The sequence below is a fragment of the Flammeovirga yaeyamensis genome (assembly GCF_018736045.1).
GTDB lineage: Bacteria > Bacteroidota > Bacteroidia > Cytophagales > Flammeovirgaceae > Flammeovirga > Flammeovirga yaeyamensis.
This window is the reverse complement of record NZ_CP076132.1, coordinates 2,908,437-2,925,062: the sequence shown is the minus strand read 5'-3', so window position 1 is coordinate 2,925,062 and position 16,626 is coordinate 2,908,437. Positions and strand designations below refer to the sequence as shown.

Annotated in this window: 12 protein-coding genes; 8 read left to right on the top strand and 4 right to left on the bottom strand. The window is 36.5% G+C overall.

Translation table 11 applies throughout. From position 1 onward, the window contains the following. The first annotated feature begins 86 nt into the window (after positions 1-86). The 8 genes from KMW28_RS11505 (at position 87) to KMW28_RS11470 (ending at position 9,311) form a co-directional block, all read left to right on the top strand. Complete coding sequence (locus KMW28_RS11505) at positions 87-1,649, top strand: acyl-CoA carboxylase subunit beta (RefSeq protein ID WP_169663296.1); 1,563 nt, start codon at positions 87-89, stop codon at positions 1,647-1,649. Positions 1,650-1,656: 7 nt separating this feature from the next. Then, the gene (locus tag KMW28_RS11500) at positions 1,657-2,025 is read left to right on the top strand and encodes an OadG family protein (RefSeq protein WP_169663297.1); all 369 of its coding nucleotides are present in this window, start codon (positions 1,657-1,659) and stop codon (positions 2,023-2,025) included. Positions 2,026-2,037: 12 nt separating this feature from the next. Further along, the gene (locus tag KMW28_RS11495) at positions 2,038-2,457 is read left to right on the top strand and encodes a biotin/lipoyl-containing protein (protein WP_066207033.1); all 420 of its coding nucleotides are present in this window, start codon (positions 2,038-2,040) and stop codon (positions 2,455-2,457) included. A gap of 34 nt (positions 2,458-2,491) precedes the next feature. Beyond that, positions 2,492-3,787: a sodium ion-translocating decarboxylase subunit beta gene (locus KMW28_RS11490; RefSeq protein ID WP_169663298.1), complete on the top strand. Its 1,296-nt coding sequence runs from the start codon at positions 2,492-2,494 to the stop codon at positions 3,785-3,787. A 123-nt stretch (positions 3,788-3,910) separates the two neighbouring features. Further along, positions 3,911-5,749, top strand: coding sequence for a methylmalonyl-CoA mutase family protein (locus KMW28_RS11485; protein ID WP_169663299.1), 1,839 nt, complete (start codon positions 3,911-3,913; stop codon positions 5,747-5,749). Between the two features lie 27 nt (positions 5,750-5,776). Then, on the top strand, positions 5,777-7,909 hold the full coding sequence (gene scpA, locus KMW28_RS11480) for a methylmalonyl-CoA mutase (RefSeq protein WP_169663300.1): 2,133 nt from the start codon (positions 5,777-5,779) through the stop codon (positions 7,907-7,909). 95 nt (positions 7,910-8,004) lie between these two features. Beyond that, positions 8,005-8,613, top strand: coding sequence for a GNAT family N-acetyltransferase (locus KMW28_RS11475; protein WP_169663301.1), 609 nt, complete (start codon positions 8,005-8,007; stop codon positions 8,611-8,613). Further along, positions 8,610-9,311: an SDR family oxidoreductase gene (locus tag KMW28_RS11470; protein ID WP_169663302.1), complete on the top strand. Its 702-nt coding sequence runs from the start codon at positions 8,610-8,612 to the stop codon at positions 9,309-9,311. The genes KMW28_RS11475 and KMW28_RS11470 overlap by 4 nt, the downstream gene beginning before the upstream one ends. Before the next feature lie 55 nt (positions 9,312-9,366). On the opposite strand, the gene KMW28_RS11465 is transcribed toward KMW28_RS11470, so the two are convergent. The 4 genes from KMW28_RS11465 to KMW28_RS11450 form a co-directional block, all read right to left on the bottom strand. Continuing rightward, positions 9,367-10,002, bottom strand: a complete 636-nt coding sequence (locus KMW28_RS11465) for a hypothetical protein (protein ID WP_066207051.1) — start codon at positions 10,000-10,002, stop codon at positions 9,367-9,369. A 16-nt stretch (positions 10,003-10,018) separates the two neighbouring features. Further along, on the bottom strand, positions 10,019-12,586 hold the full coding sequence (locus KMW28_RS11460) for a TonB-dependent receptor (RefSeq protein ID WP_169663303.1): 2,568 nt from the start codon (positions 12,584-12,586) through the stop codon (positions 10,019-10,021). A 212-nt stretch (positions 12,587-12,798) separates the two neighbouring features. Beyond that, positions 12,799-13,980, bottom strand: coding sequence for a hypothetical protein (locus KMW28_RS11455; RefSeq protein WP_169663304.1), 1,182 nt, complete (start codon positions 13,978-13,980; stop codon positions 12,799-12,801). A 20-nt stretch (positions 13,981-14,000) separates the two neighbouring features. Continuing rightward, the gene (locus tag KMW28_RS11450; RefSeq protein WP_169663305.1) at positions 14,001-16,532 is read right to left on the bottom strand and encodes a TonB-dependent receptor; all 2,532 of its coding nucleotides are present in this window, start codon (positions 16,530-16,532) and stop codon (positions 14,001-14,003) included. Between the last annotated feature and the right edge of the window lie 94 nt (positions 16,533-16,626).

Genomic DNA, 16,626 nt, shown 5'->3' with positions numbered 1-16,626 from the left:
GAAAAGAAAAGAAAATAGATAACAAACACTTATTGATGACCGGTGGATCCGGTCTGATTTGACAAATGCCCTCTGGGTAAAAATTTATGGGTACAAACAGAGACAAGATCAGAGAACTTGTAGAGAAACGAGCTCAAGCACGCCTCGGTGGTGGTGAAAAAAGAATTGATAAGCAACACGACCAAGGAAAGTTAACGGCTAGAGAGAGAATTAACTTGTTATTAGACGAAGGTAGTTTCGAGGAGTACGATATGTTCGTAACTCACCGTACGAAATCGTTTGGTTTGGACAAACAACAATATTTATCAGATGGTGTAGTTACGGGTCATGGTACAATAGACGGTAGAGTAGTTTATGTATTCGCTCAAGACTTCACTGTATTTGGAGGTTCACTTTCTGAAACATTCGCTCAAAAGATCTGTAAAGTAATGGATCAGGCAATGAAAGTAGGTGCACCAGTTATTGGTCTAAACGACTCAGGTGGAGCCAGAATTCAAGAAGGTGTTAGATCTTTAGCAGGTTATGCTGAAATCTTCCAAAGAAATATTATGGCTTCTGGTGTTGTTCCTCAAATTTCTGCAATTCTAGGTCCTTGTGCTGGTGGTGCCGTTTATTCTCCAGCCTTAACTGACTTTATCTTAATGACTGATCAAACATCATACATGTTTGTTACTGGTCCAAAAGTAGTAAAGTCAGTTACAGGTGAGGTGATTACAACAGAAGATTTAGGTGGTGCAAATATGCATGCTTCTAAATCAGGTGTGGCACATATGATGACAGAAAATGACGAAGAGACTTTGATGTTAATTCGTAAACTGATCAGCTATATGCCATCAAACAATCTTGAAGATCCTCCAATTATCGCTTGTAGCGATCCTCATGATAGAATCGAAGAAGCATTGAATGAAATGATTCCTGACGATCCGAATAAGCCATATGATATGCACGACGTCATTCATTCAATCGCTGATAATAACGAGTTCTTAGAAACACATAGAGCTTACGCAAAAAACATTATTACTGGTTTCGCTAGATTTAACGGTAGACCAGCGGGTATCGTTGCCAATAACCCTAGTTTCTTAGCAGGTGTATTAGATATTGAAGCTTCTAAAAAAGCAGCACGTTTCGTTAGATTCTGTGACGCCTTCAATATTCCAATCGTAACACTAGTTGACGTACCAGGTTTCCTTCCAGGTTCAGGTCAAGAATACGGTGGTATTATCTTACACGGTGCGAAGTTACTATTTGCTTATGGTGAAGCAACAGTTCCGAAGATCACAATTACTTTAAGAAAGTCTTATGGTGGAGCTCACGACGTAATGAGTTCTAAACAATTAAGAGGTGACCTTAACTATGCATGGCCAACTGCAGAAATCGCAGTTATGGGTGCTAAAGGTGCAGTAGAAGTATTGGAAGGTAGAGCAATTCGTAAAATTGAAGACGAACAAGAAAGAGCTCAATTTATCCATGATAAAGAGGATGAGTACACTGAGAAGTTTGCTAACCCTTATCAGGCTGCTAAATACGGATTTATTGATGACGTAATTGAGCCAAGAAATACTCGTTTCAGAATCTGTAGAGGTTTAGAAGTATTGGCTACGAAGAAAGAAATAAATCCTCCTAAGAAACACTCAAACATCCCATTGTAAGAAAGTTATGGAAAATCAACCACTTCAAGTAGAATTATCTGAGGGTATGGTAGTAACTATCGTAGGGCTACTTTTAGTATTCCTTACTTTAGCAGTGCTTTTCTTGTTCTTTAACTATGCAATGCCGGTGATTCGTAGAAATATTGATGCTAAAAAGAATCAAAAAGCTGCGGCAGCACCAATTGCTCAAGTTGAGAAAGTAGAGAATGATGCTACAGGAGAAGTTAACGCTGTAATTGCAGCGGCTATCCATCACTATTTAGAAGAAGCACATGATGATGAAAACACCATGTTGACAATTCAAAAAGTGAAAAAGGCTTACTCTCCATGGTCTTCTAAAATTTATACCGTTCATGGTGGAATGCTTCACCGTTAATCAGTAAATCAAATGAAAAAATATAAATTCAATGTGAATGGTAATAACTATGCTGTTCATATCAAAAATGTAGAAGGACAGGCTATTGAATTAGAAGTTAATGGCACTCCTTATACAGTGGAAATGGAAAGAGAAGTGAAATCTTCTAAAACTCCAAAATTGGTTAGATCTTCAGCTCCTAGAACAGCCGCTCCAAAAGCGATTACTAGATCTGCGAAGAAAACCAATGTTGTTGCTCCATTACCAGGAACAATTGTTTCATTGAAAGTTGCAGCAGGCGACAAAGTAACTGCAGGTGACTTGTTAATGACAATGGAAGCCATGAAAATGGAAAATAATGTTTTAGCGGAAGCAGACGGTGTTGTTGGTACAGTAAAAGTATCAGAAGGTCAGTCTGTTTTACAAGGCGAGGTTCTTGTAGAGATGGAGTAGACTTCTCTGAAGTTAACAAAATAAAGAGAATTATATGAAACGTATATTTATAGTATTTGGATCGATTGCTACCATATTGGTAGCTTGGGCTACAGCAACAGCTAGCGTAGTTTCTAACCAAACGATTGGTTCAATAACAAATGAAGCTGCCGCATCTTCTACTCCTGGTTTTAGTACTATGGCGTTAGAAGGCTTGAGTAATTTTATCTCGATGACAGGATTTGCAAACGCAACTGTCCCGAATTTAATTATGATTGCAGTAGGATTGTTTTTTATTTTTCTTGCTATTAAATATGATTATGAGCCACTGTTACTTATTCCAATTGGTACAGGGGTTATCATAGGAAACGTACCTTTTGTTGCGGGAAACCAAATTGGTATCTACGAACAAGGTTCTGTATTAAATTATCTTTATTTTGGGGTCCAGAAGGGTATTTATCCTCCTTTAATTTTCCTTGGAATTGGAGCAATGACTGACTTTTCTTCATTGATCGCTAACCCTAAACTTATGTTGTTAGGTGCAGCGGCACAAGTCGGCGTATTCTTAACTTTTATTGGTGCAATCGCCTTAGGATTTGATCTTAAAGAAGCAGCATCAATTGGTATTATTGGTGGAGCAGATGGCCCAACAGCCATTTTCCTATCATCAAAAGAAGCTCCTCACTTATTGGGTGCCATCGCTATTGCAGCGTATTCATATATGGCACTAGTACCAGTGATTCAACCTCCAATTATGAGATTGATGACAAGTTTAGAGGAAAGAAAAATTAGAATGAAGCCGCCAAGAACGGTACATAAGACAGAAAAAATCTTATTCCCAATTATTGGTTTAATCATTACCACTTTCATTTCACCAAGTGCATTACCACTTTTAGGTATGTTGTTCTTTGGTAACTTATTGAAAGAATCTGGACATACAGAAAGATTAGCAAATACTGCTAGAACATCAATGATCGATATCGTTACTATTCTTTTAGGGGTAACAGTTGGCGCATCAACACAAGCATCAGAGTTTATTACTTTAAATAGTATGAAAATCTTTGCTTTGGGTGCAATATCTTTTGCAATCGCAACATTCTCTGGATTAGCTTTTGCAAAGTTCATGAACCTTTTCCTAAAAGGGGATGATAAACTGAATCCACTTATCGGTGCAGCTGGAGTATCTGCTGTTCCTGATTCTGCTAGAGTAGTACAGCAAGAAGGTTTAAAAGCCGATTCTTCTAATCATTTATTGATGCATGCCATGGCACCTAATGTATCTGGTGTGATTGGTTCTGCAGTCGCTGCGGGTATTTTGATGAGTTTCTTAACTTACTTCTCTAATTTATAGTTATAAATAATAAAGGTATCAGTAGCTTTAAATCTACTGATACCAATTATAAAAAATACTTGAATTTCAGTTCGAAATATTCGTTTATCTATTGATTGTAAATTATATAAAAATTAAATAAAAATGGCCAACAAGTTATTTTCAGACTTCGAGCCGATCAGTAAGGAAACTTGGAAAGAAAAAGTTATAACTGATCTTAAAGGTGCTGACTTCGACCGTAAACTCGTTTGGAAAACGGAAAACGGTATGCAAATACAGCCGTATTTCAACCCAGAAGACAGACCTGAAGCAAATACTTCATTAGAAAATTTAAAAAATATTCTTCCTTCATCAGAAAAAGAAGGTATGAATTGGTTAAGCTTGCAACAAGTTGTAGGTGCGACTAATGAAGAAGCTAACAAAAACGCATTATTCTTATTAGAAAGAGGAGTAGAGGGACTTATTTTTAATGTAGGTAACATTAAAGACTTCGATTTAGAAGTAGCTTTAAAAGGTATTAGCATTGAGATGGTTTCTATTGGATTTGAGAATGTTGCTCATCCAAGAACATTAGTTAAAGATTATGTAGGTTATCTTCACATCCACGGCGTGTCATTAGACAAAGCAAGAGGATTTGTGAACTTTGATCCAATCTCAGCTTGGTCTACTACTGGTAAATTAGATGAAGAAGGTTTCCAACGTTTAGCACGTTTGATCTCTTATACTTCTGAGATGCCTGAATTTAAAGTGTTGTGTATTAACTCACTTCCTTTTGTTAACTCAGGTGCTAACCATATTCAAGAATTAGCATTCTCATTAAACGTTCTTGTAGAGTATATTTCTCAATTACAAGAATTAGGTGTTGAGCCAACGGATGTATTGTCAAATGTAATGTTCCAAGCAGCAGTTGCAGGCGACTATTTCCACGAAATTGCTAAATTCAGAGCATTAAGATTGTTGACTATTGAAGTAGCTCATCTTTATGATAAAAACTTTGATCCTAAGTCAATTAATATCGTAGGTAACTCGTCTCTTTGGTCTAAATCACTTTATGATCCAAACGTAAACATGCTTCGTAATACTACAGAAGCGATGTCTGCAGTTTTAGGTGGTGTAAATGCGATCAATATCGAAGCACATAACGCTTCATACGAAAAGCCAACAACTCAGTCACAACGTGTAGCTTTAAATATTTCTCATATCATGAGAGAAGAAGCTTACCTTGGTAAAGTTGCAGATCCAGCAGCAGGTTCATTCTACCTAGATTCATTAACTGAAATGTTATTGGATACTGGTTTGAAATTGTTCCAAACAATTGAAGCTGAAGATGGATACATGACTAACTTTAAGCATGGTAACATCCAATCTTTAATTGGAAAAACACGTGATCAAAAAGAGAAATTGATTTCTCAACGTCGTAGTGTATATGTAGGTACTAACCGTTACCCTAACCAACAAGAAGAAGTGAATCCTGATTCAATTCTTGTAGCACACGATCAAGTAGCTGATGTAGAATTATTACATCCACAAAGAGCTACACTTCAATTTGAGCAGTTACGTTTAAGAACAGAGAAATACGTGAAAGATGGTGGAAGCCGTCCGAAAGTATTCAATGCATTGTTCGGTAACTTAGCAATGAGAAAAGCACGTTCTACTTTCGCAATGGATTTCTTTGGTACAGCAGGTTTTGTATCGAATGAGAAATTCTTTAATTCAGCAGAAGAAGCAGTACAAGGAGCTATCGATTCTGATGGTGATGTAATTGTTATCTGTTCTTCGGATCCTGAATATGCAGAGCACGTAGAGCAATTTGCTAAGACATTCAAGTCGTCGCCAGTGAAAAACAAAAAGTTGATTCTTGCGGGTCATCCGGGCGAAAAAGAAGCTGATTATCTTGCAGCAGGGATAGATGGTTTTGTTCATGTAAAAACAAACGCTATCCAAACTCTTCAACAGTTCCAAAATGATTTGGAAATTGTTTAATTAACTGAGTGACTAAAATTGAAGAAAATGAAACCAGATTTTTCAAAAATAGATCTAAATAACATTCAACTAACAACTCCAGAAAAGTTAGTTGAAGATCAAAATAAATGGATGACCGCTGAAGGGATTCCGGTTAAAAAAGGCTTCCAAGAAGAAGACTACTCATCTGCAGAACACTTAAATTTTGCAGCTGGTCTTCCTCCTTTCTTAAGAGGACCTTACTCTGCAATGTACGCGTTACGTCCATGGACGATCCGTCAATATGCAGGTTTCTCAACAGCAGAGGAATCAAATGCATTCTATAAAAGAAACCTTGCTGCAGGTCAGAAAGGTTTATCAGTAGCATTTGACTTGGCTACTCACCGTGGTTACGATTCAGACCACCCAAGAGTAGTTGGTGATGTTGGTAAAGCAGGTGTTGCTATCGACTCTGTTGAGGACATGAAAGTTTTATTCAATGATATTCCATTGGATAAAATGTCAGTTTCTATGACAATGAACGGCGCCGTGATTCCAGTTCTTGCATTCTACATTGTAGCTGCAGAAGAGTCAGGTGTTTCTAAAGATAAATTGAGTGGTACGATCCAAAATGATATCCTTAAGGAATTCATGGTACGTAACACTTATATCTACCCTCCAAAACCATCAATGAGAATTATTTCGGATATCTTCTCTTATACTTCTAAGAACATGCCGAAATATAACTCAATTTCTATCTCAGGTTATCACATGCAAGAAGCAGGTGCAACTGCAGATATCGAGTTAGCATACACATTAGCTGATGGTTTAGAGTATATCCGTGCAGGTATTGCTGCGGGATTAGATATTGATGATTTCGCTCCACGTCTATCATTCTTCTGGGCAATTGGTATGAACCACTTCATGGAGATTGCTAAGATGCGTGCTGGTCGTATGCTTTGGGCTAAAATTGTAAAGCAATTCGGTCCTAAAAATCCTAAGTCAATGGCTTTGAGAACTCACTCTCAAACTTCAGGTTGGTCATTGTCTGAGCAAGATCCATTCAACAACGTTGCAAGAACTGCAATCGAGGCGATGGGTGCTGCACTTGGTCATACTCAATCACTTCACACCAACGCATTGGATGAAGCTATTGCATTACCTACAGATTTCTCTGCACGTATTGCAAGAAACACTCAGCTTTACATCCAAGACGAAACAAACGTATGTAAAGTAATTGATCCATGGGCAGGTTCTCACTATGTTGAGTACTTAACTAATGAAATCGCTCAAAAAGCTTGGAAACTTATCGAAGAAGTAGAAGAGCACGGCGGTATCGCTAAAGCGATTGAAAAAGGTATTCCTAAGATGCGTATCGAGGAGGCTTCTGCAAGAAAGCAAGCTAGAATCGACTCAGGTCAAGATACAATTGTAGGTGTAAATAAGTATCTTGCAGATGAGAAGACTGAAATTGACGTTCTTGAAATCGACAACACTGTTGTAAGAGAAGGTCAAATTGCAGGCTTGAAAGCGTTAAGAGAAAATAGAGATCAAGCTAAAGTAGAAGCTGCAATCAAAGCAATTGAAGTTGCTGCTGCTACAGGAGAAGGTAACTTGTTAGAACTAGCAGTAGAAGCTGCAAGATGCCGTGCATCACTTGGTGAAATTTCAGATGCAATGGAAAAAGATTTTGGTAGATACAAAGCGACAATCCGTAACATCTCAGGAGTTTACTCTCATGAGGTAGCTGGAGATAAAGCATTTGCTGAGGCGAAAGACCTTGCTAACCAATTCGAAAAATTAGAAGGTAAGCGTCCAAGAGTAATGATTGCTAAGATGGGTCAAGACGGTCACGATAGAGGTGCAAAAGTAATTGCCACTTCATTCGCTGATATCGGATTTGACGTTGATATGGGACCATTATTCCAAACACCAGAAGAAGTAGCTCGTCAAGCAGCAGAAAACGATGTAGATTGCGTAGGTGCATCTTCATTAGCTGCTGGTCACAAAACCCTAATTCCTCAACTTATCGATGAGTTGAAGCGTTTAGGTAGAGACGATATTATGGTATTTGCTGGTGGTGTAATTCCTGAACAAGATTATCAATTCTTGTACGATTCAGGTGTTGAAGCCGTATTTGGTCCTGGTACCCGTGTTCCTTATTCAGCTAAAACAGTATTGGAAATCCTTCTTAAGGATTAGACTTTATATTATATCACGAGTGGAGGCACTGATTTATTTCAGTGCCTTTTTTTGTACATTAGCTTTTTAACTACTTTCGAACTAATTATTACACCATGAAATGGCTCCAAAAAAAGACTTTAAATGGACATCTTGTTGACCTAATACCAATAGATCTCTCTCATGAAAAAGAGTTAATTAAAGCTGCACAGGATGGTAAGTTATGGGAATTGTGGTTTACTTCTGTTCCTGCACCTGAAAACACAAAAGAATATATCCAAAAAGCTTTAGAAGAATACGAAACAGATACTTCTTTGCCTTTTGTTGCTCGAAGGAAAAGTGATGGAGTAATTGTTGGATCAACAAGATTGATGAAGGCTGATTCAAAAAATAAAAGAGTTGAAATTGGAACAACTTGGTATGCGAAAAGTGCCCAAAGATCCGGAATAAATACAGATTGTAAGTTATTGTTACTATCACATGCTTTTGAAGAATTAGGATGTATGGCTGTAGAGTTTCGAACACATTTCCATAATGTGGCATCAAGAAATGCTATTGCGAGTTTAGGTGCTAAACAAGATGGTATTTTAAGAAATCATCAGATTGATAAAAAAGGAAACATTAGAGATACAGTAGTTTTTTCTATTTTAGATAGTGAATGGAAAACAGTTAGATTTTCTTTAGAATTTAAGCTTTATAACAAATATAAATTACCCAAAGTATGAATACTAAAAAACTAGCATTAGTGACAGGAGCTAATAGAGGTATAGGATATGCCATTGCAAAAGGATTATTATCTGATGGATATATGGTATTGGTAACATCAAGAAATAAGATAGATGGAGAAAAAGCGACTCAAAAACTTAAAGAATTTGGAGACGCACATTATTATCCTTTGGATGTTTCTGATGACTCAAGCTTACATCAACTAAATCAATATGTTTCTAAAGAATTTGGAAAACTTGATGTGTTAATTAATAATGCAGGAATAAATTATGATACCTGGCAAACTACATTAGAAGCGGATTTAGCTGAGGTACATCAAACAATAGAAACAAATGTGATGGGTCCATGGAAAATGATGCAATCTTTTGTTCCTCTTATGAAAAAGAATAATTATGGGAGAATTGTGAATGTATCTAGTGGGTCTGGAGCAATGAATGGAATGGGAGGAGGAACACCTGGATATAGTGTCTCAAAAACAGCTTTAAATGTACTGACGATTAAAGTGGCAACTGAAGTTGGAGGTCATAACATTCTAGTAAATTCTGTTTGTCCGGGTTGGGTGAAAACAGATATGGGAGGGAGTGGTGCTCCAAGAAGCCCTGAGGAAGGAGCGGAAACCATTGTTTGGGCGGCAAAGTTAGAAGACCAATCTATGAATGGAAAATTCTTTAGAGATAAAAAAGAGATACCTTGGTAAATACAAAAGGCGAATCATTTAAAGATTCGCCTTTTGTATTTATAATAAGAATGACTTAAGGTAATGTCGCTTTGTAACTTCTTGGTGATGGAAATGAGCCATCAGGGAAAGAAGCATAGGTTACTTGAATGATATCACCTTCTACAATTTCAATTGTAGTTTGAGCATTCAAGATGTTTCCAATTTTTTGATCCACATCATCTTGTGTATTATTGTTGGAATCAAAATTTGGATAGCTCTCACCTTGTGATGTATAATCAGCACTTGTTACCGTATATTCTTTATTATGATTTTCTTCAGTTACTACAAATGTATAAACAGGAGCAATAGCCCATTCTTGAACATCGTTATCCCATTTTAACGCACTAACAGTATCAATTGTAGAGCTGCCATTATAGAATTTATAAGTAGCATTCATAATATCTCCATCTGTTCCGAAAAATTTTTGATTAATGATTTGTGCAATTCCACAAGTATCATCATCAGCAGGAGCAGAAGCAGAAAAATTACCAAACTTAGCTACATTTTCATTACATGATAAGCTGTAATCGTCTTCTAAAAGTTCATAGTCGATTACCGTAGGAGCAACTCCATTACCAATTTTATCTCGAATGTCTTTCAAAGGATCACATGAAAAGGCCCCGACGACAAGAATAAGACAACCAAGGAATATTTTATAATGATTTTTCATTTTTCTTTATCTCAGATTAGAATTGAACTTTTAAAGATGTAGACCATGTTGTACCTGCTCCATAGAATACTTGAGCAGTTTGGAAATCGTGAGTTGAACCATCAAACGCATCAGAAACATATTCAATATTGAATACATTATTTACTTTGGCCAAGAATGTAGCATTGAAAGGACCCATTGGGAATTTATAACTCGCATTCAAATCAAATAGATTATATGTAGGTACAATCCATGAATCTACACTACTTTCTGGAGTGTTTAATGAGGTGACATTAAAATCTGCAAACAAGCGATCATATAAATTCCAATCAGCCCCGACTTTTAAACCACCAATGACCATGTAATTGACACCTATTGCAGCAGTAGTTTGGGCAGCATCACCGACGTGAATACCTTTAGCGTACACATCAACTGTACCTACTACTTGTTGAGTATCATCAAGAATTGGAACATCTGTTACGTTTTTATCCCATTTCCAATCACCAATAGATAACATACCTGTGATGTTGAATTTATCATTAGGACGAATGACAAAGTCAACTTCTACACCCATGTGTACAGCATCGATACCTGGAATATTTGCAGAGAATGAAACAGAAGATCCATCTGGTCTAACTGATGCTCTATAGAATTTATCTTTCCAAGTAGTATGGTATACATTGATATTACCAGAAATTAGTTTACTTCTATAACCGTAACCAACTTCAAAACTCATCGCTTTCTCGTTTACAACACCTTTGTTTGTGTTATTATCAAATGTAGGCCAAACTGAGTTGAAGAAAGGTTGTCTAGAGAAGTAACCTGCGTTAGCGAAAACATTATGTTTTTCATCAATATTATAGTTAGCCCCACCTTTGATATTAAAACCGAAGAAGTTCTCCCAATCAGTAGCTTGATTTTCTGGGATATATTGGAAATAATCAATTCTTCTAAAAGATTGATTGGAAGCAGAAGCAGAGACAAATGCAGATAATTGATCGTTTGAGTATTCAAGCTGAGCATTGACGCCTTGCCACCAAACGTTACCATCGTTATTGTATTGAATTTTATCACCCACTTTTACAGCTCTTCTAACAGAACCTTCAGCACCAGGTTCTGCACCACCTACAGCAGGATCAAAATAGAACTGACCACCCAAAAGATCACCAACTTCTCTATAGTGATTGCCTTCGTAGTATCTTATGTCAAGACCAGTTGTTAAAATCAATTTTTCAGATAATTCAGTGGTTAATGTAGATAAACCGCCATACCATGAGTGGTTATTTACAGAATTACGAAGGATAGTTTCTGAGCCTTGTCTACCTCTTGCAGCATTTTCATCAACAATTCTGTCAAAGTCGATAACACCGTCTCTTCTATATGGGTTACTGAAAGTAGGAGAGAATTTATCAACACCTGCACTACCACTACCGCCTCCGCGGCCAAACGATGCATATAATACTGTTGCTAGATCCATTTTATCGTTGATGTTCCAGAACCAATTCAATGATATTTGAGGCTTATGGTAGTAATTTCTATTTACATGGTATTCTTGACCATTTTTATAACCCCAATCACCATTGTAACGAATACCTCTACCAGAAGCTTCATATTCTGATAAATTCATCTTGTTTCTTCTCTGACCGTGCCATTGAGGTGCGCCGAATGCAGTAAATGATAATTGATGTGAAGCATTGATTTGCTTAGATATGTTGGCAAAGTAGGAGTAACCAATAAATGAAGTACCATCTACAAAACCGTTACCAGTCGTTTTAGCACCTGATAAAGTGACTGCCCATCCATTTTCTGTTTGACCAGTTGATGCTGTAAAACTTAATTTATTATATCCATTGTTACCAATGCCATACATGATGTTACCACCTTTTTGAGCATCAGTTGTTTTAGTTAAAATATTAATAGTACCACCTACAGAAGGTACTGCTACTTTTGAAGCACCTAAACCTCTTTGTACTTGCATACTACGTGTTACATCAGATAAACCTGCCCAGTTTGACCAATATACCTGACCGTTCTCCATGTCGTTTACAGGTACACCATTAATCATAACCGCAACGTTTTCAGATGAAAAACCTCTTAAGTTAATTCTTGAGTCACCATAACCACCACCTGCTTTAGTTGCGTAAACACCAGGAGTAGATTTTAAAATTTCAGGGAATTCTTGAGAACCTAATTTTTCTTCTAAAACTTCTGGCTTAATAGAAGAAACAGCAACTGGAGTTTTTCTATCCACGGCGACAGAGGCCACAACTTCAACCTCTGCAAGACCAATTGCATCAGATTCCATTGTTTGTTCTCCTAGGTCTTTAGTGCCACCATTAAGAGTAACATCTATTTCGATCGTTTGTAAACCGACAAAAGAGATGTCAATAGTTACAGTTCCTGTTTTTGAAGTTTTCAATGTGAAGTTGCCATCGAAGTCAGAAGTTGTACCGACTGTTGTTCCTTTAATCACAACCGAAGCTCCGATTACAGGCTGTCCGGTTTCTTTTTCAATGACTGTACCTTTAATGATAGATGAAGCTTCTTGGGCGTACGTGAGAGAGCAAAAGATTGTACATAGAAGCAGCAGTAGAGCCTTTTTCATATAGGTTATTGTATTGTAATTAATAAATAGAAATTTAATCGTAATTCATTATTTAGTTAATGAAATATTAGATCAATACAATATAAGAAATTAAGACTTTTTAAAGTGATGGTTATGAGTATGTTAAAAGTAAAGTAATGAGATTTCTTGATATAAGAAAAAGCCAACAAGAAATAATCCTATTGGCTTTTTCATTTATGTAATAAAATTACTTATTGTCTTACAAAAGTTTCAGAACCAGCATCATAGATATAGTTTCTAGATACCTCGTTAGTCCCGTTATCGTAATAGTTATAGTAAACTGTTACTTCTTGATCTGCAACTTTATGTTGAGGGTAATTTTCGTTCAAAATATGGTTGATTTTAGCATCAATAATATTGTCAACAGGAGTTCCTTCAGGATATTCACCTGCCACATTATCATAGTAACCAAAATTACTGTATTGCTCATCTCCAGTAACCGCATAGTCAGCACCAGTTAAAGTAACAACTACTGCTAATGAAACTTTCCATGAATTTTCCTCAGATTTGTACTTGAACTTATCCATGTTTTGTTGACCGTAAAGAGGAGCAACTTGATCCCATGCAGTAGATTTAGTATAAACCATTGATTTAGTAATTGTTCCTAGATCACGACCCGCATAGTATTTAAATAAGAACTGTATTGTATGACCTTCTTGTGCATATGGAGCATATTTAGCAGCAAACTGTGGTAAATAATTCTCAGGAGCATCAGATGATGAGAAGTTATTGTATTTACCTGGAGAACCCATTTCGTCATAATCTTCAGCATATAGCATATATAACTCAGGAGAACCTTCGTACACTTCAAATTTACCTTCTTCTTTGATGTAAGCAGTATGAACTCTTTCCAATTCTACAGCATCTTCGATTAAACCATCAGTGTAATCAACAAATACGTCATAAACTGACATTACTAAGAATCCATCTTCTTCCGCAGCATATACACTATCAAGAAGAATATTTACAGTATCTAAAGCAATAGATTTGCTTTCGAAACCGTAGTAACAGTTTTCACCGAAACATAATTCAAGACCAAATTTCTTGTAATTGTCTTGGCTTAGTGTATAAGGCTCATTAAATTCTGGCTCTTCAACCAAAGTACCTACAGAATAAGTAACTTCAATAATTTTACCATCAGTGTAATGGTTAGCAGCATACATATCTGAAAGAATAGAAGGAATACCCTTTTGAGCATTTTCTACAGTAGCGAATACTGTATCTTCATCAGAAATTGTCAATGCTGTAGGAATAGCATCATTATCTCTTTGATCAGCAATATTTTTGTTTGCTTCATCATGTAAATCCTTATATGGATCACAAGAGAACAGGGTAGCTGCAATAGCTATGATATATAAAAATGACTTTTTCATTTGTTCAATTATTCAGATGATTAGAAGTTAAGTTTCATACCCATGCTCCAAGTTCTACCTAAACCGTAGTAGATTCTTGTTGCAGTAGCTGCTGTATGATCAGCACCGTCCTGAGCATCTGTAATATATGTTTCGTTGAAGATGTTATCTACGTTACCGTAAACAGTTGTACTTAATTTACCTAACTTGAAGTTGTAACGAACATTTACATCAACAACGCTGAAGTCTTTCATTCTCCAAGCTTCACTTCTGTCTTCTGGATTGTCACGACGAGTAGGGTCGAAGTCTGCATAGTTTTGACCGAAGAAGTTGTAGTCAGCACCTAATTTAAGACCTTTCATTAATTCGTAGTTCAAACCTAATGCTGCTGTAGTTTGCGCTGAGTTACCTACTTTTAGGTCTGCGATATAGATGTTTACTTCATCAACAACTTGGTTGTTTTGATCGAATACAGGAACGTTTGTTAAATCGTTATCCCATCTCCAATCACCAATTGATAACATACCAGTTAATGTTAATTTTGGAGTAACGTTATATCTAGCATCTAATTCAACACCTTGGTGAGTTGCATTTACACCTAAAAGGTTAGCAGTGAAATCTTGGTTTACTGTTTTAGTAAATGATCTATCTTTCCATTGAGTATGGTAAACGTTAACGTTAGCATTGAATCTTGCTGATCTATAACCATAACCTAACTCGAATGAAATGATTTTCTCATTTTCTGCATTCTTGTTACCATTATTTGTGTGATTAGGGAATACAGAACGGAAGAAAGGAGCTCTTGAGATATAACCAGTGTTAGCAAAAACATTGTGATTCTCTGTGATGTTGTAGTTAACACCAGCTTTTGCAGAGTAACCTAAGAAATCGTAAGCATCAGATAATTGATTACCGTCTGTGTATTGGAAATAATCTAATCTGTAGTAAGTAGTATTTGAAACAGCAGCTGAAACGAAAGCAGATAAGTTGTCTTTAGAATATTCTAACTGACCAAAAGTACCTAACCAGTACACTTCTCCATCGTTGTTGTATCCAACTTTATCACCAACTACCGCTTTTTGACCAGGATTGTTTACATCAACATTACTTAAGAAATACTCACCACCTAATAAGTCTTCTACTTGTCTGTAGTGTTCACCTTTATAGTAACGAAGGTCTAGACCACCCATGAAAGTAAGGTAATCTGTAATTTTGTTATCATAAACTGATAATGCACCAACCCAAGTATGGTTGTTATTAGATGATCTCAAAATAGTTTCTGATCCTAAACCTTGCTCAGCTAAAGCAATGTTTTCGTCTCTGATTTTTTCGAAATCAATAAGACCATCAGATCTTCTGTAAGCATCTGTATCTTTAGAAGTACCTAAGAAACCAGTACCGCCACCTTGTCCAACAGATACATAAACTGAAGTAGATAAGTTAGATTTATCATTAATAGTCCAGTAGTGGTTTAATGAAATTTGAGGTTTGTGGTAAGAGTTTGTAAACAAGTTATACTCTTGACCATCTAAGTAACCCCAATCAGAGTTGTAACGGATACCACCATATCTTTGGTAATCTTCGATACCCATGTTATAACCATTTCTTTGGCCGTGAGTCTGTGGAGCTCCAAATGCTGTAAATGACAACATATGGTTTTTGTTGATCTCTTTAGATACGTTCAAGAAGTAAGAGTAACCTTCGAATGAAGTAGCATCTACAAATCCTTGACCTGTAGTTCTAGAACCAGAGAAAGTTACGGCATAACCGTTATCCATTTTACCAGTAGATAATGTCAATGCCATTTTCTCTCTACCATCGTTACCAATACCATAGTAAACGTTACCGCCTTTTTGTGCATCAGTAGTTTTAGTAAGGATGTTAATAGTACCACCAACTGAAGGCACAGCTACTTTAGAAGCACCTAAACCTCTTTGAACTTGCATCGATCTTGTAACATCAGATAAACCAGCCCAGTTTGACCAATATACAGTACCATTCTCCATGTCGTTAACAGGTACACCGTTAATCATTACTGCAATGTTTGCAGAAGAGAAACCACGAAGGTTGATTCTTGAGTCACCAAAACCACCACCTTGCTTAGTAGCATAAACACCAGGAGTTGATTTTAAGATCTCTGGGAATTCTTTAGTTCCCAATTTATTTTCAATTGCTTCTGGAGCAATAGTAGAAACCGCTACGGGAGTTTTTCTGTCAATGGCAACAGATGCGATTACTTCAACTTCTGCTAAACCAATAGCGTCTGAAGTTAGAGTAAGTTCACCTAAGTTTGCTTCTCCACCTTTTAAAACAACTTCTTCTTCGATAGTTGTGTAACCTACGAAAGACACTACAATAGTTTGAGGTCCTGACTTAGAAGTTCTGATAGAGAATTCACCATTATAATTTGTGATTGAACCTGTTGTAGTTCCTTCAATAATTACTGAAGCACCAATTACTGGTTCTTTGTTGTCATTATCAATGACAGTACCCTTAATAAGAGTCGACACCTCTTGACCAAATGTTGAGAAAGAAATCAACATCGATAGAAGTAAATAATAAAACTTTTTCATAAGAAAAGTCAAATGTTAGATAAGATTGATTACAATGAATTATTTCATTTATGGGTGCAAAGCTAATGGAATGAAAAATATCTTAAAATAGTTT

Coding starts and splice junctions, on each gene's coding strand:
- KMW28_RS11450 (WP_169663305.1), bottom strand. CDS start 16,532: ATGAAAAAGTTTTATTATTTACTTCTATCGATGTTGATTTCTTTCTCA.
- KMW28_RS11465 (WP_066207051.1), bottom strand. CDS start 10,002: ATGAAAAATCATTATAAAATATTCCTTGGTTGTCTTATTCTTGTCGTC.
- KMW28_RS11505 (WP_169663296.1), top strand. CDS start 87: ATGGGTACAAACAGAGACAAGATCAGAGAACTTGTAGAGAAACGAGCT.
- KMW28_RS11485 (WP_169663299.1), top strand. CDS start 3,911: ATGGCCAACAAGTTATTTTCAGACTTCGAGCCGATCAGTAAGGAAACT.
- KMW28_RS11470 (WP_169663302.1), top strand. CDS start 8,610: ATGAATACTAAAAAACTAGCATTAGTGACAGGAGCTAATAGAGGTATA.
- KMW28_RS11490 (WP_169663298.1), top strand. CDS start 2,492: ATGAAACGTATATTTATAGTATTTGGATCGATTGCTACCATATTGGTA.
- KMW28_RS11475 (WP_169663301.1), top strand. CDS start 8,005: ATGAAATGGCTCCAAAAAAAGACTTTAAATGGACATCTTGTTGACCTA.
- KMW28_RS11495 (WP_066207033.1), top strand. CDS start 2,038: ATGAAAAAATATAAATTCAATGTGAATGGTAATAACTATGCTGTTCAT.
- scpA (WP_169663300.1), top strand. CDS start 5,777: ATGAAACCAGATTTTTCAAAAATAGATCTAAATAACATTCAACTAACA.
- KMW28_RS11455 (WP_169663304.1), bottom strand. CDS start 13,980: ATGAAAAAGTCATTTTTATATATCATAGCTATTGCAGCTACCCTGTTC.
- KMW28_RS11500 (WP_169663297.1), top strand. CDS start 1,657: ATGGAAAATCAACCACTTCAAGTAGAATTATCTGAGGGTATGGTAGTA.
- KMW28_RS11460 (WP_169663303.1), bottom strand. CDS start 12,586: ATGAAAAAGGCTCTACTGCTGCTTCTATGTACAATCTTTTGCTCTCTC.